Source organism: Enterococcus sp. AZ194 (assembly GCF_051713825.1).
GTDB lineage: Bacteria > Bacillota > Bacilli > Lactobacillales > Enterococcaceae > Enterococcus_K.
Genome location: NZ_JBIOQR010000001.1, coordinates 1,893,071 through 1,918,782 on the forward strand (window position 1 = coordinate 1,893,071; position 25,712 = coordinate 1,918,782).

Annotated in this window: 25 protein-coding genes and 1 riboswitch; of the genes, 2 read left to right on the forward strand and 23 right to left on the reverse strand. The window is 39.7% G+C overall.

Annotated features, from left to right (window positions below; genetic code table 11):
- Nucleotides 1–104: 104 nt before the first annotated feature.
- The 11 genes from guaC to purC all read right to left on the reverse strand — a co-directional run bounded on the left by guaC (nucleotide 105) and on the right by purC (nucleotide 12,417).
- A complete protein-coding gene (guaC, locus tag IGI37_RS08770) occupies nucleotides 105–1,082 on the reverse strand; it encodes a GMP reductase (RefSeq protein ID WP_438761229.1) in 978 nt (325 codons plus the stop codon).
- 305 nt (nucleotides 1,083–1,387) lie between these two features.
- Nucleotides 1,388–2,302, reverse strand: a complete 915-nt coding sequence (locus IGI37_RS08775; RefSeq protein ID WP_438761231.1) for an aldo/keto reductase — start codon at nucleotides 2,300–2,302, stop codon at nucleotides 1,388–1,390.
- A 106-nt stretch (nucleotides 2,303–2,408) separates the two neighbouring features.
- Nucleotides 2,409–3,686 carry a phosphoribosylamine--glycine ligase gene (gene purD / locus IGI37_RS08780; RefSeq protein WP_438761233.1) on the reverse strand — a complete coding sequence of 426 codons (1,278 nt, stop codon included), beginning with the start codon at nucleotides 3,684–3,686 and terminating at the stop codon, nucleotides 2,409–2,411.
- Between the two features lie 124 nt (nucleotides 3,687–3,810).
- Entirely contained in the window at nucleotides 3,811–5,346 is a 1,536-nt protein-coding gene (gene purH, locus IGI37_RS08785; RefSeq protein ID WP_438761235.1) for a bifunctional phosphoribosylaminoimidazolecarboxamide formyltransferase/IMP cyclohydrolase, read from the reverse strand.
- Nucleotides 5,347–5,349: 3 nt separating this feature from the next.
- Entirely contained in the window at nucleotides 5,350–5,931 is a 582-nt protein-coding gene (gene purN, locus IGI37_RS08790) for a phosphoribosylglycinamide formyltransferase (RefSeq protein WP_438761237.1), read from the reverse strand.
- A 2-nt stretch (nucleotides 5,932–5,933) separates the two neighbouring features.
- Nucleotides 5,934–6,974, reverse strand: coding sequence for a phosphoribosylformylglycinamidine cyclo-ligase (purM, locus tag IGI37_RS08795; protein ID WP_438761238.1), 1,041 nt, complete (start codon nucleotides 6,972–6,974; stop codon nucleotides 5,934–5,936).
- A 26-nt stretch (nucleotides 6,975–7,000) separates the two neighbouring features.
- Entirely contained in the window at nucleotides 7,001–8,440 is a 1,440-nt protein-coding gene (gene purF, locus IGI37_RS08800) for an amidophosphoribosyltransferase (RefSeq protein WP_438761240.1), read from the reverse strand.
- A complete protein-coding gene (gene purL, locus IGI37_RS08805; protein WP_438761241.1) occupies nucleotides 8,425–10,647 on the reverse strand; it encodes a phosphoribosylformylglycinamidine synthase subunit PurL in 2,223 nt (740 codons plus the stop codon). Before purL ends, purF begins: the two co-directional genes overlap by 16 nt.
- A complete protein-coding gene (purQ, locus tag IGI37_RS08810; RefSeq protein ID WP_438761243.1) occupies nucleotides 10,644–11,327 on the reverse strand; it encodes a phosphoribosylformylglycinamidine synthase subunit PurQ in 684 nt (227 codons plus the stop codon). The genes purL and purQ overlap by 4 nt, the downstream gene beginning before the upstream one ends.
- 1 nt (nucleotide 11,328) lies before the next feature.
- The gene (gene purS, locus IGI37_RS08815; protein WP_438761245.1) at nucleotides 11,329–11,583 is read right to left on the reverse strand and encodes a phosphoribosylformylglycinamidine synthase subunit PurS; all 255 of its coding nucleotides are present in this window, start codon (nucleotides 11,581–11,583) and stop codon (nucleotides 11,329–11,331) included.
- Between the two features lie 120 nt (nucleotides 11,584–11,703).
- Nucleotides 11,704–12,417: a phosphoribosylaminoimidazolesuccinocarboxamide synthase gene (gene purC, locus IGI37_RS08820; protein ID WP_438761246.1), complete on the reverse strand. Its 714-nt coding sequence runs from the start codon at nucleotides 12,415–12,417 to the stop codon at nucleotides 11,704–11,706.
- A 295-nt stretch (nucleotides 12,418–12,712) separates the two neighbouring features.
- Between purC and IGI37_RS08825 the strand changes: the two genes are divergently transcribed.
- Entirely contained in the window at nucleotides 12,713–13,096 is a 384-nt protein-coding gene (locus IGI37_RS08825) for a hypothetical protein (protein WP_438761248.1), read from the forward strand.
- 135 nt (nucleotides 13,097–13,231) lie between these two features.
- Here IGI37_RS08825 and purB read toward each other — a convergent pair whose 3' ends face one another.
- The 10 genes from purB to IGI37_RS08875 form a co-directional block, all read right to left on the reverse strand.
- Nucleotides 13,232–14,530 (reverse strand): adenylosuccinate lyase, encoded by a 1,299-nt coding sequence (gene purB / locus IGI37_RS08830; RefSeq protein WP_438761250.1) that lies wholly within the window; start codon nucleotides 14,528–14,530, stop codon nucleotides 13,232–13,234.
- 17 nt (nucleotides 14,531–14,547) lie between these two features.
- The gene (purK, locus tag IGI37_RS08835; protein ID WP_438761252.1) at nucleotides 14,548–15,669 is read right to left on the reverse strand and encodes a 5-(carboxyamino)imidazole ribonucleotide synthase; all 1,122 of its coding nucleotides are present in this window, start codon (nucleotides 15,667–15,669) and stop codon (nucleotides 14,548–14,550) included.
- The gene (gene purE / locus IGI37_RS08840; protein WP_438761253.1) at nucleotides 15,662–16,150 is read right to left on the reverse strand and encodes a 5-(carboxyamino)imidazole ribonucleotide mutase; all 489 of its coding nucleotides are present in this window, start codon (nucleotides 16,148–16,150) and stop codon (nucleotides 15,662–15,664) included. The genes purK and purE overlap by 8 nt, the downstream gene beginning before the upstream one ends.
- 725 nt (nucleotides 16,151–16,875) lie before the next feature.
- On the reverse strand, nucleotides 16,876–18,162 hold the full coding sequence (locus IGI37_RS08845; RefSeq protein ID WP_438761255.1) for a nucleobase:cation symporter-2 family protein: 1,287 nt from the start codon (nucleotides 18,160–18,162) through the stop codon (nucleotides 16,876–16,878).
- Nucleotide 18,163: 1 nt separating this feature from the next.
- Nucleotides 18,164–18,745, reverse strand: a complete 582-nt coding sequence (locus tag IGI37_RS08850; protein WP_438761257.1) for a xanthine phosphoribosyltransferase — start codon at nucleotides 18,743–18,745, stop codon at nucleotides 18,164–18,166.
- A gap of 138 nt (nucleotides 18,746–18,883) precedes the next feature.
- Nucleotides 18,884–18,981, reverse strand: a riboswitch (purine riboswitch).
- 94 nt (nucleotides 18,982–19,075) lie between these two features.
- Nucleotides 19,076–19,765, reverse strand: coding sequence for a hydrolase (locus tag IGI37_RS08855; RefSeq protein WP_438761258.1), 690 nt, complete (start codon nucleotides 19,763–19,765; stop codon nucleotides 19,076–19,078).
- Between the two features lie 33 nt (nucleotides 19,766–19,798).
- Nucleotides 19,799–20,428, reverse strand: coding sequence for a glycoside hydrolase family 73 protein (locus IGI37_RS08860; protein ID WP_438761260.1), 630 nt, complete (start codon nucleotides 20,426–20,428; stop codon nucleotides 19,799–19,801).
- A 13-nt stretch (nucleotides 20,429–20,441) separates the two neighbouring features.
- Nucleotides 20,442–21,218: a M15 family metallopeptidase gene (locus IGI37_RS08865; protein ID WP_438761262.1), complete on the reverse strand. Its 777-nt coding sequence runs from the start codon at nucleotides 21,216–21,218 to the stop codon at nucleotides 20,442–20,444.
- Nucleotides 21,219–21,263: 45 nt separating this feature from the next.
- Complete coding sequence (locus IGI37_RS08870) at nucleotides 21,264–22,220, reverse strand: M15 family metallopeptidase (RefSeq protein WP_438761264.1); 957 nt, start codon at nucleotides 22,218–22,220, stop codon at nucleotides 21,264–21,266.
- Nucleotides 22,221–22,238: 18 nt separating this feature from the next.
- The gene (locus tag IGI37_RS08875) at nucleotides 22,239–22,766 is read right to left on the reverse strand and encodes a hypothetical protein (protein ID WP_438761266.1); all 528 of its coding nucleotides are present in this window, start codon (nucleotides 22,764–22,766) and stop codon (nucleotides 22,239–22,241) included.
- 171 nt (nucleotides 22,767–22,937) lie between these two features.
- Here IGI37_RS08875 and IGI37_RS08880 point away from each other — a divergent pair, with 171 nt between their 5' ends.
- Complete coding sequence (locus IGI37_RS08880; RefSeq protein WP_438761268.1) at nucleotides 22,938–23,900, forward strand: Gfo/Idh/MocA family protein; 963 nt, start codon at nucleotides 22,938–22,940, stop codon at nucleotides 23,898–23,900.
- A 113-nt stretch (nucleotides 23,901–24,013) separates the two neighbouring features.
- Here the strand turns inward: IGI37_RS08880 and IGI37_RS08885 are convergent, their stop codons facing one another.
- The gene (locus IGI37_RS08885; protein ID WP_438761270.1) at nucleotides 24,014–25,027 is read right to left on the reverse strand and encodes an IS3 family transposase; all 1,014 of its coding nucleotides are present in this window, start codon (nucleotides 25,025–25,027) and stop codon (nucleotides 24,014–24,016) included.
- Nucleotides 25,018–25,701, reverse strand: coding sequence for a helix-turn-helix domain-containing protein (locus IGI37_RS08890; RefSeq protein ID WP_438759894.1), 684 nt, complete (start codon nucleotides 25,699–25,701; stop codon nucleotides 25,018–25,020). Before IGI37_RS08890 ends, IGI37_RS08885 begins: the two co-directional genes overlap by 10 nt.
- Between the last annotated feature and the right edge of the window lie 11 nt (nucleotides 25,702–25,712).

Here is a 25,712-nt window from a genome sequence, read left to right on the forward strand (position 1 = left end):
CCGCTAAACCTAACAATTAGAATAATGGTCTTCTTTCTTTTTTTCAAATCTTACCGCAATATATTTTACACTTAGTTCACTCTCCACTTACAATAGGCCAATAATTAGATAGTATCTCCGTTAAAAATCGAGTTTTTAACAATTACATAATCCACTTTACGGATTGCTTCTAAGTCACGTCCGCCAGCATAAGAAATCGCTGACTGCAGATCTTGTTGCATCTCTGTTAAGGTATCCTTTAATGAACCCTTATATTGGATCCAGATTTTCTTTCCTTCAACGTTTTTCTTTTCGCCTTTTTGGAATTCAGACGCACTGCCAAAATATTCTTTGTACATCACGCCATCTTCCACTTTTGTTTCACCAGGAGATTCTTCATGACCAGCAAATAAAGAGCCAATCATCACCATCGTAGCACCAAAACGTACTGATTTGGCAATATCTCCATGTGTCCGAATTCCGCCATCCGCAATTATTGGTTTACGAGCCGCTTTGGCACACCAGCGTAGCGCCGCCAACTGCCATCCACCTGTTCCAAAACCTGTTTTTATTTTGGTAATACACACCTTACCAGGCCCAATCCCCACCTTGGTCGCATCTGCCCCGGCATTTTCTAATTCACGTACAGCTTCAGGTGTCCCGACATTCCCCGCAATTACAAACGTTTCAGGCAAATGCTTTTTAATATGTTGAATCATTTGAATCACTGAATTGGCGTGCCCATGAGCGATATCAATCGTTATGTAATCTGGCACTAATTGCAAATTAGCTAATTCTTCAACAAACGTATACTCGGTTTCTTTTACACCCACACTAATAGAAGAAATCAACTGACGTTTTTTCATTTTTTGAATAAACGGAATGCGTGCCGCTTCATCAAAACGGTGCATAATATAGAAATAACCGTTCTCAGCTAAAAATTCTGCAATACTTTCATCAATAATAGTTTGCATATTGGCAGGAACAACCGGCATTTTAAATGAATGCTTGCCTAGTGTCACAACTGTATCGCATTCTGAACGACTATTTACAATACATTTGTTTGGAACTAATTGGATATCTTCATAATCAAAAACTTTCATAAGAACTTCCTCCTGATGTTCATTTTCAGCAAAACACGAACATTAATTATCTTTCCGATGCTTTTCAGGGCACCATCTGTAATTTACAACAGATATTCTATAAAATCAAGCATTTTTCGTTAAGTTTTTACGATTTTCACGAAACATTTCGTATTTTGAGCAAAAAAACATTCGTTTCCATTTAACAAAACATAAAAAAGCGCTCTACGAACATAGACAATCTTCGTGTCTATCTCCATTGAGCGCTTATTTTTGTATATAGTTTCCTTATTAAGACTACTCGATTCTCAACTCTATCCTCTAGCCTATGGTAAAATATTGCCTGCTGCCATATAAATATCGTACCAATCCTCGCGACTGATTTGAATATCGGCTGCTTTAGCAATCTCTTTTATACGTCCTGTGTTCATCGTTCCAGCAATTACTTGCATATTGGCTGGATGACGCAGAATCCAAGCAGAAGCTAGCCCTGTTGGTGTTGTTTGATATTTAGCGGCAAGCTTCTCTAACTTTTTGTTTAGTTCCGGGAATTTTTCGCTTCCAATAAAGACCCCTTCAAAGAACCCATATTGATACGGTGACCATGCTTGAATCGTCATATCATGTAAACGAGAATAGTCCAAAATCGCGCCATCATGATCCACACTTCCAGCATCAGTCATATTCACATGAATCCCTTGATCAATCATTCCTGTGTGCATAATCCCAAACTGAAGCTGATTAGCTACTAAAGGTTGTTTAACAGATTTTTTCAACAACTCAATTTGCATTGGACTTTGGTTACTAACACCAAAGTATTTCACTTTGCCTTGTGTTTCTAACTGGTCAAACGCCGCAGCTACTTCATCTGGCTCCACTAAAGTATCTGGACGATGCAACAATAGCGCCTCCACTTGTTCAAGGCCTAATCTAGTCAAACTATCCTCAACTGATTGGATGATATGTTCCTTTGAGAAATCAAACATTTTCCCTGGAACAATCCCACATTTTGTTTGGATAAATAATTCTTCCCGACGAATTGAACTTTCTTTTAACGCCTTAGCGAAAATTGACTCGCATTCCCCACCACCATAAATATCTGCATGGTCAAAAAAGTTAATCCCATTCTCTACAGCTGTCTCAAGGACTTCTACTGGATTTTCCGCATTATTTATACGCATACAGCCTAAAATAACTGACGAAACATCTTGATTAGTTGAACCAAATTTTACTTGCTTCATAAAATCCCTCCATTTTCTTACTACAAGCTCTAGTTTACCACACCTTTTTTGAAAAGGCTTTATTATATGAGCTAAAATATAGACTAAAAATGAGTAATAAATGAGTTTAACGTGCCGACTCTTGAATTGCCTTGTCACCAATGTCCTTTCTGTAAAAGGTTCCCGTAGTCTCACAATTTTCTAACAGGTGATAGACTTTCTCTTGTGCTTCTTGAAGTGTTTGGCCCTGTGCTTCAACCAAATATACACGACCTCCATTTGTAACTAGTTTGCCATCTTGTTCAGCCACACCCGCATAATAAACGTGGCCCCCTTCTATCACTAGCTGCTCTGGTATTTTGACCCCTTTTTGATAGGCTGAAGGATACCCTTTAGCCGCTACTACCACGCCTAAACTAACTCCTTCTTGTTTCCATTCAATAGTTGGAATCCGGGCGTTTAGTAGGTCATCCACAATCTCAGCTAAATCACTTTCTAAACGTTGAAGCACCACTTGTGTTTCGGGATCTCCAAAGCGCGCGTTAAATTCAATGACTTTCGCTCCTTCATTGGTAGCAATTAAGCCGGCATACAAGATACCAGTAAATGAACGTCCTTCTTTTACTAATCCTTTTGCTGCTGGAACTAAAATCTCTTCTACTGCCTGATCAACCATTTCTTGAGGAATTTGAGGGACAGGAGAATACGCACCCATCCCCCCAGTGTTTGGTCCTTTATCCCCGTCGAAGGCTCGCTTATGGTCTTGAGCAATCACCATTGGATAAACTTCTTCCCCACGAACAAATGCCAATAAAGAAAACTCTTGTCCATCTAAAAACTCCTCAATCACTACTTGGGCACCACTCGCACCAAATTTATTTTCTTCAAGCATTTCCTTTAGTGCAGCAATAGCTTCCTCCATCGACAACGCAACAACGACCCCTTTTCCAGCAGCTAATCCATCTGCTTTAATCACAATCGGGACGCCTTTTTTTGCCACATAAGCCTTTGCTTCTTCAAATTGCGTAAATGTTTGGTAATCAGCGGTTGGAATTTGATAAGTAACCATTATTTCTTTCGCAAACTTTTTTGACCCCTCAATGAGTGCTGCTTCTTGAGTCGGACCAAATGCTTTTAATCCCGCATCGGAAAAAGCATTAACGACTCCGTTCAACAAAGGAATCTCGGGGCCAACAAATGTCCAATCAACTTGATTTTCTTTAGCAAAACGAATTAACCTCTCATTGTCTAATTCGTTGATTGCAACTAATTCAACCCCATCTTTTTTCATTCCAGCATTCCCCGGTGCACAAAACACACGCTCAACTAACGGACTTTCTAAAAACTTTTGGGCCAGCGTATGTTCACGTCCCCCACTGCCAATTACTAAAACCGTTTTCTTCATGAGTTCCTCCTAGATTCTGCTCTTTTTTCAAAAAAATCGGCGAGTGAATACTTGGATAAACGATTGATTGGTTCACAACCCTTTCATTTATCCTAAGAATAAGCTTCACTCAACCGTTTATCTATTAATGTCTAAAATGACGGATATCAGTAAAGACCATAGCAAGTCCATATTTATCAGCCATATCAATTGATTCTTGGTCTTTTATACTTCCTCCCGGTTGAACAATCGCTTGAATGCCATGTGTTGCTGCATATTCCACCGAATCGCTCATAGGGAAATACGCATCACTAGCAAGTACCGCTTCTGAAACCCTCTCACCCGCTTGTTCAATAGCCAATTTGACAGAACCCACCCGATTCATTTGGCCCGCACCAACGCCCAGTGTTTGCTGTTGATTTGCTACCACAATCGCATTGGATTTAACGTGTTTTACGGCTTTCCAAGCAAAGGCTAAGGCCGCTAATTCTTCTTCACTCGGTTGTCTTTGGGTCACGACCTTCCACTCAGAAGGCACTTCTTCAATCACATCTTGATCTTGAATGAGTAATCCACCAATCACAGAGACTGTCTCTGGTTTGTTTTCTTCTTTTTGAGCAGAGAAATCCAAGGTTAGCAACCGTAGATTCTTTTTACTTGAAAGCAACACAAAGGCTTCTTCACTAAAACCGGGTGCAATAACAATTTCCAAAAATAATTGATGCATCTTTTCAGCCGTCGCCAAATCAACTGGCCGATTTAAGACAATAATCCCACCAAAAATAGAAACAGGATCTGCTTCATAAGCTGAAGTATAGGCCTCAAAAATCGTCTTTCCTGTCCCTATACCACAAGGGTTCATATGCTTCAAAGCGACCACTGCTGGCTCTGTAAACTCACGAATAATCCGAAGCGCAGCATCAGCATCCTTGATATTGTTATAAGAAAGTTCTTTTCCGTGTAACTGATACGCACTAGCAATCGAAAAGGCTTTAGGTAAGGCCTCCTGATAGAAGGCCGCCTCTTGATGACTGTTTTCACCGTAACGTAAGGTTTGTTTTAAATTATAAGTAAAGGTCAGTGTTTCAGGTGTTTTTTCATCCACTAAATCAGTTAAATACTCCGCAATCAAAGCATCATACGCGGCTGTATGACGAAAGACCTTTGCAGCAAATCGTTTACGTGTATCAAGTGTCGTCTCTCCAACATTTTTTAACTCCTGAAGAACCGTTTCGTAATCTTTTGGATCCACCACAACGGTCACAGAGGCAAAGTTTTTAGCAGCTGAACGAAGCATACTTGGTCCACCAATATCAATATTTTCAATCGCTTGTACTTCGGTCACATCTGGTTTCAAAATAGTTTCCTTAAAGGGATACAAATTAACACAAACAAAATCAATCGGTGCGATACCATGCTCCTTCATCGCTTCCATATGCATAGGTAAATCACGTCGACCAAGTAACCCTCCATGAATTTTGGGATGCAAAGTTTTTACACGACCATCCATCATTTCTGGAAAACCAGTCACTTCATCAATGGAGAGCGTGGGAATTCCCGCTTCATCGAGCGTTTTTTTTGTTCCTCCAGTTGAGATAATCTCAACACCCTGCGCCACTAAACCTCGGGCAAAATCAACGATTCCTGTTTTGTCTGACACACTAATCAATGCTCTTTTCATAACTTACTTTACCGCTCCTTTATAGTTATCTGAAATTTCAGCAAGAACTTTTGGATAGAGTCGATGCTCGACTTGATGAATCTTTGTTTCTAGACTTTCTAATGTTTCATTCGGTAAGATTTCAACCACCTCTTGGGCAATAATAGGCCCCGTATCAATCCCCGCATCAATATAATGAATCGTGACGCCCGTTTGAGCGACCTTTCCAAAAAAAGCATCTCTAATCCCATGTAAGCCTGGAAAATCAGGCAATAACGAGGGATGGATATTGATAATTCGTTGAGGGAAAGCCGTCAATAGACACGGACCAACAATTCGCATATACCCTGCCAAAATGACCCATTCTACTTGATGTTTTTCTAGCAATCGAAGTAATTCTGTTTCATAAAGTTCCTTTGAAGAAAACTCGTTTGGTGAAAAACTGACAGCTGGTACTTGATGATTTTTTGCCCGTTCAAGAACAAATGCCTCTTTCTTATCTGAGAAAACGAAGGCTACCTCCATCGCAATTTCCTGTTTTTTTACGGCTGTGATAATTGCCTCAAAGTTGCTACCATTTCCAGAAGCCAAGATTGCTGCTCTCATCATTAAACTCCTTTTAGCACAACTGGCTGTTTTTGTTTTGTAGTGACACGGCCAATAACATAACTCTTCTCACCAGATTCTGCCAAGACCTGTTGGACCTCAGCTAACTTTTCTGGTGAAACTGCCAGCACCATTCCAATACCCATATTAAAGATTTCATACATCTCTGCTTCTGGGATTTCACCATACGTTTGTAGCGCCTGAAAAATAGGTAAAACAGGCCAGCTGCCAACTTCAATTTCAACACTATATTCTTTTGAAACCATCCGCGGAATATTTTCAATAAACCCTCCACCTGTGATATGAGCGATTCCTGAAACCAACTCTTTTTTCACTAAAGGAAGTAAGGCTTGAACATAAATTTTTGTAGGAACTAATAGCTCTTCTCCTAGAGGACTTTCGCCCAACTCCGGTAACTTAGAAGCACCTGTAAACGCCTGTTCTTCAAAAAATATCTTACGGACTAAAGAGTACCCATTTGAATGAATGCCACTAGAGGGCAGACCCAACAGAACGTCTTCTGCTTGAATCTTTTCACCTGTGACTAATTGACTTTTTTCAGCAATTCCAACTGCAAAGCCTGCCAAATCATACTCATTTTCAGCATACATGCCGGGCATTTCAGCAGTTTCTCCACCAATCAAAGCTGCCCCTGCTTGCACGCAGCCTTCTGCAACTCCAGCTACTACTTGTTCTAAACGAGCAGGTAGATTTTTACCTGTTGCAATATAATCCAGAAAATACAAAGGTTCTGCCCCTTGTGCTACGATATCGTTCACACACATCGCCACGCAATCAATCCCGATCGTTGCGTGGTTATCCTCTTGAAAGGCCACCATTAATTTTGTACCAACCCCGTCTGTTCCCGAAATCAAGACAGGCTCTGATACCTTAAATTGACTTAAATCAAAACAACCACCAAATCCACCAATCGCACCCATAACGCCCAGACGCTCTGTTCGTTTCACATGCTTTTTAATCCGTTCGACTACTTCATAGCCCGCTTCTACATCTACACCAGCTTTAGCATATGCATTCTTCATGTATTTTTTTCGCTCCTATTTCAGTCCTAATAAAAGGACGTCTTTTCTTTGAGTGACGCTAGATACTTTTCTTCATAGTCATAGAGTGGCGTTGGATAGTCGCCATTAAAATAGGCCATGCAGAGTCCTGAATACGGTGCATCAAAATGTAACCCTATCGCATCAATTAAGCCATCTTCACTAAGAAAACTCAGTGAATCGGCGCCAATAACTTCTTTAATTTCAGCCACTGAATAGTTGGCCGCAATTAACTCTTTTCTCGTTTGAATATCAATCCCATAAAAACAAGGATATTTCAGAGGTGGCGCAGCAATTCGTACATGTACTTCTTTTGCACCCGCCTCTTTTAACAATTGAACAATTCGTCGACTCGTTGTCCCACGTACAATTGAATCATCAACCATGATAACCTTTTTGCCTTCCACGACCCCACGAACCGCAGATAATTTCATTCGTACCCCTTGTTCTCGTAACTCTTGGGTTGGTTGAATAAAGGTTCGTGCCACATATTGATTTTTGACCAACCCCATCTCATAAGGAATCCCACTAGCCTCAGCATAACCACTAGCTGCAGACAAGGAAGAATTCGGAACGCCCACAACCATATCTGCCTCAACAGGCGCTTCCTTTGCTAATTGGCGTCCCATATTTTTTCTAGCTGTGTGTACATTGACCCCTGCGATATTTGAATCAGGTCGAGCAAAATATATATATTCCATCGAACAAATAGCTGGTTGCGTCTCTGTCGTGTATGGTTCAATTTTGACTCCTTGATCGTTAATCATCACCAGTTCACCAGGCTGAACATCGCGTACGAATTTTGCGCCAATCACTTCTAAGGCACACGTCTCAGAAGCAACAACATACGCGCCATTTTTCATTTGACCAATTGACAACGGGCGAAAGCCATTAGGATCAAGCGCCGCAATCATTGCATTTTCGGTCATCAAAAGATATGCGAAACCACCTTTGACTGTATTCAACGCTTCTTTTAGCTGGTCAATGAAGGTCGCCTCTTTACTTCGGCGAACAAGATGCATCAAAATCTCTGTATCCGAATTCGAATGAAAGATCGCCCCATCCTTTTCTAATTCACGTCGTAAGGTCCGCGCATTCGTTAGATTGCCATTGTGCGCAAGCCCGACAGATGTATCATAAAACTTAAACAAAAAGGGTTGAATATTATCGACACTCCCGTTTCCAGCCGTTGCATAACGCACATGCCCTATAGCCGCCGTTCCTTCCAAATGATTTAACTGACGCTCGTCTTTAAAAACTTCTGATAACAAACCCAATCCACGATACCCGTTCAAAAGGCTCTCGTTATTGACCACAATACCGGCTCCCTCTTGGCCACGATGCTGCAAGCTATGAAGCCCAAAATAAGTCACACGAGCCGCATCAGGATGCCCCCATACGCCAAAGATCCCACATTCTTCATTTAGGCTTTTTACTTCATAAGACATTCAATCGCATCCTCCCACAATTGCTTAGCAAACGAGGTGTCAACAGTGACTGTTTCATTTGCAGTCTGGATAATTAATTGATTCGTTGCGGTTACCATTCCAATTGCACGAGCCTTGTTTCCCATTAACTGTTCAAAGGCTTGTTTATTTTCGGTAGCGACTGATAAAACAAATCGAGATTGTGTCTCTGAAAATAGATTTTCTACAGGCATTTCAAGGCTTACATCAATCCCCAAGTTATGTTTAAATGCTGATTCTGCCAAAGCTACGCCAAGACCGCCTTCTGCACTGTCATGCGCACTCTTCACCAAACCTGCTTTAATTGCCGCTAAGACCGCTTCTTGATTATCCTTTTCAACCGCTAAATCAAACTGCATCAGTTGACCTTCGATACGGCCCAACTGCATTTTTTGCAACTCAGAGCCATTAAAATCCGCATAGGTCTCCCCTACTAGATAAATCATGTCACCAGCCTCTTTAAAGTCTTGAGTAGTAATATCCTCTAAGTGATCGATCAGTCCGACCATTCCAATCACTGGTGTTGGATAAATTGCTTTGCCATCTGTTTCGTTATACATCGAAACATTTCCAGAAATAACTGGGGTATTTAAGACACGACACGCTTCTGAAATTCCATCAGCAGACGTCCACAACTCCCAAAAGCCCTCTGGTTTATCAGGCGAACCATAGTTTAGACAATCTGTAATTGCTAACGGGCGACCACCACTAGCTACGATATTTCTTGCCGCTTCCGCTACTGCAATTTGGCCGCCAACTTCAGGATTCAAATATAAATAGCGCGCATTACAATCCGTGGTCATCGCCAAAGCTTTGTTCGTCCCACGTACACGCAGGACGGCTGCATCACTTCCTGGTCTAACCACAGTATTCGTTCGAACCTGTGAATCATAGGTTTCATAAATCTTTTTTTTGGAAGCAATCGTTGGTTGTTGCAACAGTGCCAAAAGTGTTTCAGAACCATTTGAAATAGCCGGTTGAAAATCACTCATCTTAGCAAATTCTTGAATTCTCGTTGGTTCTTGACGAGCTTTGTTATAGACCGGCGCATCTTCAGCTAATGCATCAACTGGTAAGTTAGCCACTTCTACCCCGCGATGATACAAACGATATAACCCATCATCTGTTACTTGGCCAATCGTTACGGCATCTAGATCATATTTGTCAAACAGCGCCACCACTTCTTCTTCGTGTCCTTTTTCTACACAAATTAGCATTCTTTCTTGCGATTCTGACAGCATCATCTCATAAGGTGTCATATTGGTTTCCCGTTGAGGCACCTCATCCAAATAAAGCTGCAAGCCGGACCCAGCCTTTGAAGCCATCTCTGAACTAGAAGAAACCAGACCTGCTGCGCCCATATCTTGAATCCCTACTAGGATATCTGAATGCGCCAATATCAATTCCAAACAAGCCTCAAGTAATAGTTTTTCCATAAATGGATCACCAACTTGAACCGCAGAACGTTGTTGTTCCTCACCTTCGACAAACTCTTCTGAAGCAAACGTCGCTCCGTGAATCCCATCACGGCCGGTTTTTGCACCCACGTACATGATTGCATTGCCAATCCCTTTTGCTTGACCCTTTTGAATATCTTTATGGTCAATCAAACCGACACACATTGCGTTTACTAACGGATTTCCTGCATAACAAGCATCAAAAGCCACTTCACCGCCGACTGTTGGAATACCAATACAGTTTCCATAACCACTGATTCCAGCGACCACTTCTTCGAGTAAATATTTGGTATGATCATTATCTAGCTCACCAAATCGTAAAGAATCTAAAATAGCAATCGGACGGGCCCCCATACTGAAAATATCACGAATGATACCACCGACCCCGGTCGCGGCTCCCTCATAAGGCTCCACAGCAGATGGGTGGTTATGACTTTCCGCTTTAAACACAACCGCTTGCCCATCGCCAATATCAACTATACCGGCACCTTCTCCAGGCCCTTGTAACACTTGTGGGCCTGAAGTCGGAAACTTCCTTAAAACAGGCTTAGAATTTTTATAGGAACAATGTTCACTCCACATCACAGAGAACAAGCCGGTCTCTGTATAATTGGGTAATCTCCCTAAAATTTCCTCGGAGATAAGACGATACTCCTCATCTGTCAATCCCCACTCTGCATAGATTTTCTGTTCTTTAATCTCTTGTGGTGTTGGCTCAGTCACTTTCATCATTTGCTTGCAGTCACCTTTCCGAAATTTTTTAGAATGGCAGAAAAGAACCGCTTCCCGTCAGACGAACCAAGCAAATCTTCCATCGCTCGTTCTGGGTGAGGCATCATTCCTAAAACATTCCCCGCTTTATTTGTGATTCCAGCTATTTGTTCAATACTGCCGTTAACATTTTCATTTGCATACGTAAAAACAATTTGGTGGTTGTCTTTTAATTCCTGTAAAGTCGCTTCATCACAATAGTAATTTCCTTCACCATGAGCGACTGGAATTTGAATGATCTCCTCTTTTTGATATTCTGAGGTGAATTTTGTTTGATTATTGACCACCTTTAGTGCTACTGTTTTACAGACAAAATGTAACGAATCATTTCTTCTCAAAGCCCCCGGTAACAACCCAGCCTCCGTCAATACTTGAAAACCATTGCACGTACCAAATACTGGTTTGCCTTCTTTTGCAAAACGAATCACTTCTGTCATAATTTTAGAAAAGCGGGCAATCGCCCCACAACGTAAATAATCACCATAAGAAAAGCCTCCTGGAAGCAGTACACCATCAAAGCCCGATAGCGACTGTGCGTCGTGACGAACATATTCTGCCTCAGCGCCCATAACCTCCTTGACTGCCCAAAGCATATCCATATCGCAATTTGATCCAGGAAAGACAATGACAGCAAATTTCATCTTAGACTTCCTCCATTGTTGTAATTTCGTAACGATAGGTTTCCATGTTGACATTGGCCAATAATTTATCACAAACCTCTTCGATCATCGCTTCAATTGGTCGATCAGACTGGACAACTTTCATCTCAAAGTATTTCCCAATACGGATTTCTTCAATCTCAGAATAACCCATACGGTGAACCGCTCCTTTGACAGCCTCTCCTTGTGGGTCTAAAACTGAATCCTTATAGGTGACATACACTTTTACAAAATACATTTTTACTTACTCCTTCTCTATTCATTATTTTTATTCGTCGTTTCGTTTATTCCTTTGATTGATAAAATTAAATAGATAGATTCATTGAACTAGCCAATGTTTCGCCAACTTTATTATAAATTATTCTTTTTCTTCTAATCGTCGTAAAACTTCTTTATATACAGGAACAATATCTCCTAAATCTCTGCGATAAATATCCTTGTCTAAATGTTCATTTGTTTTTAAATCCCATAAACGGCAAGTATCTGGAGAGATTTCATCTGCTAATAGAATCTTGCCCCGACTATCCAATCCAAACTCTACTTTGAAATCGATGAGTCGAATAGATAGCTCTTTAAAAATGGTTAATAAAGCCTGATTTAATTGTTGAGTAAGAGTTTTAATTTCTTGAATTTGTTCCGTTGTGGCAATCTCTAAAGCAAGAATATGATCTTCATTAATTAATGGATCATCCAATCGGTCTTCTTTGTAATAAAATTCGACAATCGGGAATTTTAGCGGTTGGCCCTCAGGTACATCTAGACGTTTAGAAAAACTTCCTGCCGCTACATTACGAACCACAACTTCTAAAGGAACGATGGTAACTTCTTTAACTAATTGTTCGGTTTTTGACACTTTTTCGATAAAATGGCTTAGAATCCCGAATTTCTTCAACTTCTCAAAAATTTTAGAAGTAATTTGATTATTTAGTTCGCCTTTACCTAAAACTTCATCTTTTTTCGCCCCATTTAGAGCAGTTGCTTGATTCAGGTATTCCACCCAAAGAACGCCCTCTTCTCCTGTTTTATAAAGCTTTTTCGCTTTTCCTTCATAGAGCAATGCTTGTTTTCCCACCGATTGACCTCTCCTTTATTCGAACATTTTAAATATAAAACATCAAAAACGTTCACCTCAATGTTTGTACCAAGTTTAACAAGCATTTTTTTATCGGTCAATATTTTCCGTTCAATTATTTAATAAATTAACACAAATGTTCGTCTTTTGCTAACTATTCAGTAAATTAGAGAGACGCCCCTTATTCAAGAAGCGTTTACATTTGAACCAAGTAGTGCTATAGTAAAATCATAGAATTACAAACGGATTTTTATTATCCAAAAATAGCGATAATGCTCTAGAGGAGGAAACTTGGATGACGAGTTTACAAACAATGGTGCAGCAGTTTTTAGAAGATCTTGATGCAGAAGAACAGATACGTTTATATAATGACTTACTCGCTTTAGAAGCTGTCCATCACTTAAATGAACACGCAAGCTTCTATACTTTCCGCAAATTAAAGCGCGCCACCCACCGGCACTTTGAATGCCGCAAGCGGACCTTACGCTACATGAATAAAAAAAATAATGAATTGATTATTCATCAACTACATGAACAGCATATTTTTAAGAATCACTATCGTATGCAAGTATTTTATAATCTGCATGAGTACGATTTTAGATTCGTCTCTGAGCTGATAGAAGCACTCAGAAAAGAAAACTTAGTTCATACAGATGAATTAAAAATAAATTACGCCTAACAAAAAAAGCTTGAGAAATTTTCTCAAGCTTTTTTTGTTAGGCTCATGACGTTTAGTACGCTTTAATAATACATCAGCAATCGACTGATATTCCTTATTCAATTGTATCCTTAATTTTCTGTGCTAGTCAGAAATCTATTCCCCTAACCCAACACGTTCAAAAATTGTCTCAACATTTTTCAAATGATAATTGTAGTCAAATGCATCATCCAGCTCTTCTTTTGATAAGACAGAAGTAATCTTTTCATCCGCATCTAGTAACGGTCTGAAGGCTGTTTGGTTATCCCATGCATAAGCCGTTTTTGGCTGCACTAAATCATAGGCTTCTTCACGAGACATCCCGTGATCAATTAGTTTTAACAAGACACGTTGACTATAGATCAAACCAAATGTCGCATCCATATTCCGCTTCATGTTTTCAGGGAAGACTGTTAGATTTTTTACAATGTTACCAAAACGATTTAACATATAGTTTAATAAAATCGTTGTATCTGGTAAAATAATTCGTTCCGCAGAAGAATGAGAAATATCCCGTTCATGCCACAAGGATACATCCTCATAAGCTGTAATCATGTGCCCACGAATCACTCGAGCCAAACCAGTCATATTCTCAGAACCAATCGGATTCCGTTTGTGAGGCATCGCAGAAGAACCTTTTTGCCCCTTCGCAAAAAATTCCTCAACTTCACGCGTTTCTGATTTTTGTAGCCCACGAATCTCTGTTGCAAATTTTTCAATACTTGTTGCAATCAACGCCATCGCAGAAAAATATTCTGCATGCAAATCTCTAGGTAAAACTTGCGTTGAAATATCCTGCGCTCGAATTCCTAATTTTTCACAAACATATGCCTCTACAAACGGTGGAATATTCGCAAATGTTCCCACTGCTCCCGAAATTTTCCCTGCTTCAACACCTTTTGCTGCATGTTCGAAACGCTCCATATTACGTTTCATCTCAGAATACCATAAGGCCAATTTAAGACCAAATGTTGTTGGTTCAGCATGAACACCATGCGTGCGCCCCATCATCACGGTGCGTTTGTGTTCTTTGGCTTTTTCACCAATAATATCCGTAAATCGTTGCAAATCTTCTCGCAAAATATCATTCGCCTGTTTAATCAAATACCCATATGCAGTATCTACCACATCCGTACTCGTTAGACCATAATGAACCCACTTTCTCTCTTCGCCCAAAGATTCTGAAACAGCACGAGTAAATGCTACAACATCATGACGTGTTTGTTCTTCAATCTCCAAAATACGGTCAACATCAAAGCGAGCATTTTCACGAATTTTTTTGGCATCCTCTTTAGGAATTTCGCCTAATTCAGCCCATGCCTCGTCGGCTAAAATCTCAACCTCTAACCATGCTTGGTAACGATTTTGATCTGTCCAAATTTGACCCATTTCTGGTCTTGTATAACGATCTAACATAAATAGATTCTCCCATCTTAATTCCAAATGTTTGTCTTTTCGACTTCTGCTAACGTTTCTTCTATATTTTCAGTCAAAATGGTAATGTGCCCCATTTTCCGTCCTGATTTTGCTTCTGCCTTACCATAATAATGGAATTGCCATTGAGGTTTTTCTGCCACCAAATTGTAGGTTTTGAGTAACTCATCCCCTAAAATATTCACCATAACTGCCTCACTTAACAAACGCACTTTCGGTAACGGCCATCCCGCAATCCCACGAATATGTGCATCAAATTGGCTAACTGAACAAGCTTCAATCGTATAATGTCCTGAGTTATGCGGCCTTGGTGCCATCTCATTGACATAGATACTCCCACTCTCCGTTAAAAACATCTCCACAGCTAATGTCCCAGCTAATCCAATCGCTTCGGCAATCACTTTGGCAATTCGCTGCGCTTCTTCTGCCACTTCAGTTAACACATCGGCAGGAGCAATCGTTTCATGAAGAATATTCTCTCGATGCCTGTTTTCAACAACTGGGAAAACAGTGTACTCTCCTTCACCATCACCTGCAACCAAGACCGATAATTCTTTTTCATACGGAATCCACGCCTCAAGCACACAGGTTCCTTCACGTAAAAGGTTCATCGAAGGAGCTAGATCCTGCATCCCATATAAGACATACTGTCCTTTGCCATCATAGCCTCCACGTGTTGTTTTTAAGACACAAGGATACCCAATACTTTCAATAGCCTCTTGAATATCAGTTGGGCTAATAATCGTAGCATAAGGGGCAATCACAATGTTATTCGATTCTAAGAAAGATTTTTCCATTAATCGATCCTGTGTAATTGCTAGTAAATCTGTTCCTTGAGGAATTGATGTCATTGGTAGAATCGCATTTAAAGCTTCTACACTCACATTTTCAAACTCGTAGGTAATCACATCTACTCGTTTTGTCATTTCCTCTAAGGCTAAGCTATCATCATATTCTGCAACAATTTGCCAATCAGCAACTTGTGAAGCCGGACAATCTTCTGTCGGGTCCAAAACCCCCACTCGAAAGCCCATTTCTTTTGCACTAAGTGCCATCATTCGTCCTAATTGTCCGCCGCCAACGATGCCAATTGCCGAACCGGGTAATAAAGGTTTAACCAAGTTGATCACTACTTTCCATTACAGTTTCCGTTATGACTCTTCTTTTTTCTTCAAGTCTTTCCGCTACCTTTAAATCATACATGGAAAGCATCTGCGCCGCAAGTAATCCCGCGTTAATTGCCCCAGCTTTTCCGATTGCTGTCGTCGCCACAGGAATCCCCCCTGGCATTTGAACAATCGACAACAATGAGTCTAAGCCGTTTAATGTTCGTGATTGAACCGGAACACCAATAACTGGCAAGGTCGTTTTAGCAGCAACCATCCCTGGCAAATGCGCGGCTCCACCTGCTCCAGCGATAATCACTTTAATGCCACGAGCACGCGCATTTTCTGCAAATTCAAACATCAAATCAGGCGTTCGATGAGCTGAAACAACTTTTTTTTCGTAAGGAATCGCTAACTCATCCAAACTTTCACATGCGTACTTCATTGTTTCCCAGTCAGACTGACTTCCCATAATTACCGAAACTAAAATGGTCATTGATTTGCCTCTCTCTCTTTTATTCGACTTCATTTTATCAAGTGCTGATTTCTGTGTCAAAGAATTTTCGAATATTATTATCTATTTATTAGTTATCATTCGTGTTTTATCTCAACTAATGTTTCTTATGATACATAGACATAAAATAAAAATAAAGCTCAAAGATTCGTCCAATTCAATGTCTATCCGTTGCCGAATGAGTTCGTTTCCATATTCCAAATAAAGCCCCCTAATTAATCTAATATACTTGTTATCCTATGTAACCCCACTATCTCATTTTTACAATTCCTAATCCTGCTGCCATCAATTCGATATGCACATGCAAAAATGTTCCCTAAAACCCACTTATTTTTGCCTAACTAGCTGCAATTTCCTCCTTACTGTCCATCACAAAAACAGCAAGTTACATATCATTTTTTGAATATTTTTTTAGACGATTCTGATACATCTTCTTATATTTCGCACAATCCTTTGTGTTCTCTTGCAATTCTCTGATCTCCATCACAAAGTAAACAGACTCAAAATTTCTATTATACTTCGTCCCTTTACTTTCCTGTCTCTTATGCTAATAATCCACGCAATTATAACGTGTATTATTAACTGTTTATCTTAAGAAAGGAACATAGTGACTAATTTACAAGTTTTTAACCTTTCTCTAAAATACCTATAAAAAAGAAACGCCACTAAAAGCAACGTTTCTTCTTTTATAAAATTGATTGTATCACTTAAATTTCTTCTTCTGATTTTAGACCATTGAATAATAAATTCAGCACAATCGCGGTCAAACTACTCATCACGATTCCGTTACCTGTAAACATTTGCAAGGTTTCAGGCATTTGACTAAACAAACCTGGCAGCACGTTAAAGCCAAGCCCAAAGCCGATAGAGACAGCAATAATTAACAAGTTTTTATCGTTGTTGAAATCGACTTTTGAAAGCATCCGCATTCCTTGGACTGCAACCATCCCAAACATCACAAGCATTCCGCCACCTAAGACAGATTCAGGAATAATTTGTGCTAATGCTCCTACTTTAGGAAACAGACCTAAGGCAATTAAGAAAAAGGCTGTAAAATAAATCGGTTTGCGTGTTTTAATACCTGAGAGTTGAACCAAACCAACGTTTTGTGAGAAACCTGTATAAGGGAATGTGTTAAAAATCCCCCCTAAAACAACAGCTAGACCTTCTGCACGATAACCACGTTTCAAGTCGTCCTCGCCAATTTTTTTCCCAGTAATATCACCCAATGCAAAATAAACACCCGTTGATTCTACCATGCTGACAATCGAGATAATCACCATTAAAAGAATTGACCAAATATCAAAGGTTGGCATTCCAAAATAGAAAGGTTGAGGAACATGGAATACAGGTGCATGACCGATTGCAGCCAAATCAACCTGACCCAAGACCGCAGCAAGTGCTGTTCCACCTACTAAACCAATTAAAACGGCAATTGAACGAATAAAACCTTTTGCAAAGATTTGAATCCCGATGATTAAACCAATCGTTACAAAAGCTAATAATAGATTCGTAGGAGAACCAAATTCTGGATCCGTTTTTAAGCCGCCACCCATTTTTTCTACCGCTACTGGAATCAGCGTCAAACCAATGACAGTAATCACGGTTCCAGTTACTAAAGGAGGAAATAATTTTTTGATTTTCGAAAAGACTCCTGCAATCAAGACCACAAAAATACCTGATGCAATAACTGAGCCGTAAATTGCGCCAATGCCGCTATTATTTCCAATTAAGATTAACGGTGCCACCGCTTGAATTGCACACCCTAATACAACTGGTAAACCAATCCCAAAAAACTTGTTAACGGCTAGTTGTAGTAATGTTGCAATTCCACACATAAAAATGTCGATGGAAATAAGATACGTCATTTGTTGCTCATTAAAGTTTAAACCTGTCCCAATAAGTAACGGTACGGCAACTGCTCCTGCGTACATTGCTAATAAATGCTGTAATCCTAATACGGCCGCTCGACCATTTTGTGTTTCCTTTTCCAAACTATGCGTCCTCCTCAAGAAATTCTACTTGTCCATTTGTTAATGAAGCAATTCGTGCTAATGATACAACTCTAAGCCCCATATCTTCGATTAATTTGCGGCCATCTTGGAATGACTTTTCAATAATGATGCCAATCCCCTCAACTTCAGCGCCCGCTTGTTGGCAAAGCTCAATCAACCCTTTTGCAGCTTGACCATTTGCTAAGAAATCATCAATAATTAAAACTTTATCTTCCTTGGATAAAAATTTTCTGGAAATAGAAACTGTACTCGTCACTTGTTTGGTAAATGAGTACACGGACGATGTTAACAACTCTTCATCCATCGTTAAGCTTTTGGCTTTTCGTGCAAAGATCATAGGAACGTTAAGTTCTTTGGCTGCGAATACTGCTGGGGCAATTCCTGAAGCTTCAATGGTTACAACCTTTGTGATACCAGCCTCTTTAAAGACTTCTGCAAAACGCTGTCCCATTTGTTCCATCAACATCGGATCCACCTGATGGGTAACAAAACTATCAACCTTTAAAACTCCTTCACCCAAAATATGTCCGTCTTCCTTGATACGTTCCACTAGCTCTTTCATTTCATTCTCTCCTATCAATTTAATTATCGGCCTCATAAAGCCCTTCAAATAAAGAATGTTTTTTTATCCTTTACTTGTTCAATCTCTGCTTAATTTAAGCAAAAAAACCTCTCTTGCGTAAGCAAAAAAGGTGCACAAATAACACGTTTTTTTACTTATAGTCCAATATTTACGGTATTGGGTAGAGACTGTCGACCTTATTTCGACGATATATAAGTGAAACTTCTAAAAAAATGATATGTCTATTATCTATTTAATTGCAAAAAAAAGCAAGAGGTGTAAGCCCTTGCTTTCTAAAAAAACTTAATGTTTTTTTGATAATCTGAAAAATTATTCGGTTTCCTTTTGTTCCTCGGCCCGATATTTTTCCATTTTTTTGCTGAACAGCTGCCCATTACTAGGTGGCGTATAAGTGATTGCATTGGCCCCTGCTCCAATGGTTGCTAAAATTCCTTCATCTGTTGGTCCACCAGTTGCAATAATAGGTAAGTCTGGATATTTCCCCCTAAAATAAGCGACGGTTTCAGCTGTTTTTTTACCTGCACTAATGTTAATGATTGAGACACCTGCTTCTAATTTTTCATCAATCAATGTATAGATTGACGTTACCGTGCTAATCACCGGAATATCCACTACTTCACAGACCTGTCGAACTGTTTCAATCGGTGTTGGTGCATTTAACACGACACCGATTGAGCCTTGTGCTTCGGCAAACATACTCATGTAAGCAGATCTAGCTCCTTGCGTTAAGCCACCACCAACTCCAGAAAACACCGGAATATTGGCCGATTCAATAATCCCTTTTGTAATCGCTGGGTGCGGGGTAAATGGGTACACAGCAATCACCGCATTGGCATTATTGTTACAAACAATCGCAATATCCGTTGTAAATATAATAGAACGAATCTTCTTACCAAAGACACGAATACCACTGGCTTTTGAGATCACTTCTGGCACACGAACAATATCTTTTCTTAACTCAGTCGTAATTTCTGGAACAAATCCATCTGTTGTTGTCATCGTCATTACTCCTCTCAAAAAAATGGGCTAAAATTAACGGCGATCATATTGATCTAAGTTATAGGTCTCGATAACTTCTGTGACTTTGTGGGCATAGGTCGGGTCTGTTGCGTAACCACCTTCTTGTAAGGCAATTGCCGCTTGCTTATAATCCTTTGCCAAAAGAACCTTTTCATATTGTTGAGGATTCCAAGTCACCCCGTTTACAAAAAGCATGGTATGGTCATCCATTGACTGCTCCCACGAATCATAAACTTTAAAGTCTCCTTGAATGACAATCCATTCCTCGTTGACAAATTCTTTTGTTTCCAAATTAACCTTTTTCTCATTACCAAAAGATTTCATTCCGAACAAATTATTGTATTGACTCGCTAAGGAACTTTGCCCCCAATTGGACTCAAGAATGGCTTGAGCTAATATAATACTTGGTAAAACACCATATCCCTCTTGTAAGACTTGAGCATGAGGTACCAATTTGTCAATAAACTCTTCGTGGCTCATCGTCACATTTTCAGAAGCTTCTGGTGTATCGTTCTTTAGTAATGGATCTGCTAAACTCTTTATCGAAAAGACAAACGCCGCCCCAATCAAGAGCAATCCCAGTAATAACTTAGGAAAGCTTAGCGTTTGTTTTTTCTTTTTATATTTTTTTCGTACGCTCATACTGCTCCTATTCTCAAAACAACTTAAGATATTCTTCCAGTGTTAAGTGGTGTTCTGTTATATACTTTGCACTTTCTTCCCCAACATATCTTAAATGCCATGGTTCATAATCAATCTTTGTAATTGCTTCTTTTCCCTTAGGATAGCGAATAATAAACCCATATTTGGGTGCATTTTCGGCTAACCATTTAGCACCTGCCTCTTTACCGAAGCCTTCTTCCAACACTTCATCTGGATAGTTATTATACCATGATTCGTCGACAACATCGACTGCTAAGCCTGTATGATGTTCGCTGTAGCCTGGTTCAGTCACCGTCTTTTTGGTTTCAGCAATTGCTTCCTCTTCACTTATTCCTTCTTTTGACATCTCACTCGTCACGTTTCGGTCAAAAACAGTTTGTTGATACGCTACCGAACGAAAGGCCGAAATCACGACTAATGGATGTTTCGCTTTTTGGGCCGCTTCTTCTAAGGCCTCAAAACTTGTGACAATTCTCTTATCAACTTGATGCCCGTCCGTTAAAGCTTCTAAATTGTTTTCATTGACTTCATTTGTTAATTTGTTTTCTGGTCCAACTAAGACGAGTGACCAATCTTTAACAGAAACATTCGGGAGGTCTCTTTTTGGGTTCTCTGTATCAGTTGTTGCTACTTTTGTCTGCTCTTCTTTGGTTTCACTTGTAGCTGTCGTTTTTTTCTCAGCAAACCCTCCAGTAAGACTGAGAAAAGTAACAAATAGTAAGATACCTACAGCGAGAATGCCAGTGATTGTTTTTCCTGAGGGAATCATTTGTTTAGGTTTGATTGTTCTAACTCCTAAGTTTGTGACATGAATTTATTTTAATAAGCCAAGATACTCTTCTAATGTCAATTGGTTTTTGCTAATGTATTCTGCATTTTCTTTACCTACATACCGAATATGCCAAGGTTCATACGTAATCGAGGTAATCTTTTCTTGATTTTTTGGATAGCGAATAATAAACCCAAACTTAGAGGCATTTTCAGCTAACCACTTAGCGCCAGGCTGATCGCCAAAACGTTCATCTAAAACCCCACCAACATAGTTTTTATTCCACTGTTCATCCACAACATCTAAAGCAAGCCCTGTATGATGTTCACTATAACCTGGTTCAGTCATCGTTTTTTTGGCTTCTTTTTTGGCTTCTTCTTCTGAGATACCTAGCTTGCTCATATTTTGTGTGACGCCTTCAGCAAAAACTTCTTCTTGATAGGCTACTGAACGAAAGGCCGAAATAGTTACTAGTGGATAACCTGCTTTTTTAGCGGCGTCTTCAAGGGCGGCAAATTCTTTGGCGATTCGTTTATCAACTTCAAAACCATTAGACAGCGAGACTAATTGACTGTCTTTGATTTCTGAGGGTAGTTTATTCTTGGGCCCCACAAGGACAAGATTCCAATCCGTTTTGGAAGCTTTCGGGAGGTCTGCCTTTTTATCCGTTGTTTCTGTAGTTGATGTCTCACTGGTTGCCTTTTTAGATGTAGCCTTTTTAGTCGATGCCTCTGTGGTTGCTTGCGTTTCTTTTGTCGAAGTGGCTGTACTTGCTTTTTTTACTGAATTACTGCTACTTGTTTTTGATGCCACTTTTTTTTCACTAGTCGACGGCGTTGTTTTTGTTTTGGCTGCGGTATCTGTGTTGGTCGTTGATTGATGCATAGTAGCAGTCGAGTCAGTCGTTTTCCCTTGAGTATTTAGATTGGTTACACTAAAAAAAATCACTAATGAAACCACGAGGAAGCTGATTGCCGCTGCTAGTTGTTTATTCTCATTCACGAGTTGTATCCTCTCAAGTTAATTCTCTTGATCTTTCGTATAAGTTTCTTCTAAATTCTCATTAACCCATTCTAATAGTCCAATTGGCGAGCCTTCAATTTGTTGCTGAATATTGGCCGGTAGCCGGAAGCTTACGCTATCGTCAAAGCCCCATTCATCATAATGAATACTAACCTTCAAATTAATAAACCCACGCTCTTTTTGAACCTCTGTCTGAAAAGGAGTCATCTCGACCTCCCCGATTTTTGCCTGTAACCACTTTTGTGCTATCTTCGTTTTTAGTCGTTTGTACTCTGACACAGCTAAATTTCTTTTTTCTGGAAACAAGGCTGTTTGTCGTAGGACTTTATTCATCAACATCCATTCGTAATCACTAAACAGATTTTTGACTTTTTGCATCAATTCTGAAGAAAAGGTTCGTTGCCCTCTTTTCCAGGCTTCCCAATACTCTTCTTCAATTTGCAGTTGTTCTTTATAAAAATAAGCTTCTGTTCCATATTGTTCAATAATTGCACTAATAATAATATCAATATATACGCGATGCATTCTCTTCACCCTCCTAAAGTATTTTACTTAAAAATAGGTTAAAAATCATCTTTTTTCATCTTATTTTCCTTTTTTTTAAAAAAATTTTCTTTTCTGCTATACTAAACGTGTACATTACATGTAGATTTTATGTGTATTGTAAAAAATCTATCTTTAAAGGAGCCGATTATTTTGAAAACTTATCATTGGGGAATTGTGGGCTTAGGCGATATTGCTCACCAGTTTGCACAAACATTTTCAAATCCAGACAGTGAACTTTTAGCTGTTGCTTCAAGAACACAGGAAAAAGCAGATGAATTTGCGAAACAATATCAAATTCCAAAGGCTTATGGAAGTTTTACTGCTCTTTTAGCCGATCCTGAGATTGACATCATTTATATAGCTGTGCCCAACCGTCAGCATATTGACTATATTTTACCAGCATTAGAAGCGGGCAAACATGTGTTGTGCGAAAAAGCCATCACGATGAATCAAGCAGAACTACTCAGCGCAGTCAAACTAGCTGAACAAAAAGACCTCATTTTAGCTGAAGCTATGACTATTTTTAATATGCCCTTGTATCACCAACTTCGTAAATTGGCTGATTCTGGCAAACTAGGCAAATTAAAAATGGTTCAGGCACCTTTTGGCAGTTATAAAGAACCTGATCCAAAAAACCGTTTCTTTAACCCTGATCTGGCAGGTGGCGCGTTACTTGATATTGGCACCTATGCTGTCTCATTTGCTCGCTACTTTTTAAACGCTCAGCCAAAAGTGATTGCTTCCAATGTGCTTCCTTTTGAAACAGGTGTTGATGAACAATCTGTGACAATCCTAAGAAACCACAAAAATGAGATGGCCTCAGTCACTTTAACCTTCCAAGCAAAAATGCCCAAAACCGGGATCGTTGCTTTTGAAAATGGTTATATCACCGTTCCTGAGTATCCACGAGCGGATAAAGCTGAGATTCTTTATAACGATGGGACGAAAGAATTTATTGAATCAGGTGACACACAAGAAGCGATGAATTATGAAATTCAAAACATGGTTGCTTTTATTGAAGGGACAAAACCCAACACATCCCTACCATTGACTATTGATGTGATTCAACTATTAGATGCCATGCAAAACGCTTGGGCGACTCAAGCAAACTAAAACAAAACGCTATCATGACTTTGACAGCTGCAAACAAAAAGAGCATGGGACGTAATGGTGTGCTCCCCGTCAAGTGGACAGTGAAAAATAATAAAATTTTTATCAATTGTCTGTCATTTTTTTGGCAGACTTTTTTGATTTCTATTTCTAAGACTAGTCGCGCTACCGCTTAACTTGCCTGTCCGTCTCACAAGTGAAACGAAGCCCATTTCGCTTATGAGACGCACCTCCAGATAGTGTTGATGATAAGCCATTGGTGTCATAACAGATAATTTACGTTGTAATCTTCTGTTGTTGTAGTAATCTATATAATCAGAAATCATAGATACTAGGCTTTCACGGTTGGTGAACTTCCGCCCGTAATACTTTTCTCGTTTAATCATGCCCCAGAATCCTTCCATTGGTCCGTTGTCGATACAATGGGCTACGCGAGACATACTCTGCTTCATTCCTGTATTTTTTAAACGTACACAAAATTGTTGGCTAGTGTACTGAAAGCCGCGGTCACTGTGCATCAAAGGATGCGCATGAGGTTCTAGTGCAATTGCCTGATCAAAAGTGTTCATGACCAACGGATTATCGTTACGGTCACTAATAACGAAGGACACGATGCGACGATCATACAAATCAAGAATAGCGCTAAGATAGACTTTGTGTATGTCCATACCAACGTAATACTTAAATTCAGAAACATCAGTCAACCATTTTTCATTTGGTTTGTCGGCATGAAAATCCCGGTTTAACTCATTTTTTGCCGTGTGGTAAGGTCTCTTACCTCTACGTGTGATACTGTTCGCCCAATGTTTAATCGTCGATTGAATCCCTAAAGCTCGGCAAATTCTCAAGATTCTTTTATCGTTGAACTTGTGGTGATAGCGTGTACTAATTTCATCATCTAGTCTACGATAGCCCATGTCAGGGTGTTCGTCATATATTTTTCTGATTTCTTGGGCAAGCTCAGTGTTTAAATAGGCTCTGGGACTTACAGGATGTTTCAACCATTTATAGTAGGCAGAACGAGAAACATGCAAGAAATGACACATTGGCTGAATTGGATAATTTTTCTCTTCGTGTAAGCTTTTGATAGCTTCATACTCAAATAAGTGTCGGGTAAAGCTTATTCCCACTTCCTTTCTAATTCTCTTACTTTTTTTAACAAGTCATTTTCCATTTGAAGTTGTCGGTTTTTACTTTCTGATTGTGCGAGACGGTTTCGTAATTCTTCTTCCGGTGTTCGACTAGGTTGTGTGCCAATCCGGCGACCTCTGCGATCTTCTAATCCAGCAGCACCTTTCTCCTCATATCTTTTGACCCAATTTCTCACTTGTTGATAAGAAACTTGGTATTTCAAAGCCATTGCACCATAATTTTTGTTTTGTGTTAGACAGTCTAAGACGATGGTTAAACGTTCTTCTGTCGAGGTTTCTCTTGCTTTTCTCATGTAACTTCCACCACTTTCTGATTTGAAGGTTCCATGAGTATTATACACCTGTACCCATTTTTTTAGTTGGCTACTACTCCTAAGTTTGTATGTTTTGGCTAATTCCTCGTAACTTCCTTTTCCATTGAGATAATCTATGGTGGCGGATAATTTTAACGCTACTGAATAGTGCCTATTCTTGGGCGCAGTCAATAGGGCTGTTCCTCCATCATTTTCATAAAGTCTCAACCATCTGACAATGGTAGGCAAAGAAACATTTCCTTCTCTCGCTGCCTCTGAAAGACTTAGTTCATTGTTTAGACAGCTTTCTACTAGTTTCACACGCTCTTCTACTTTTAGCTTCATCAATCTTTTAGTCATAATAAATACCC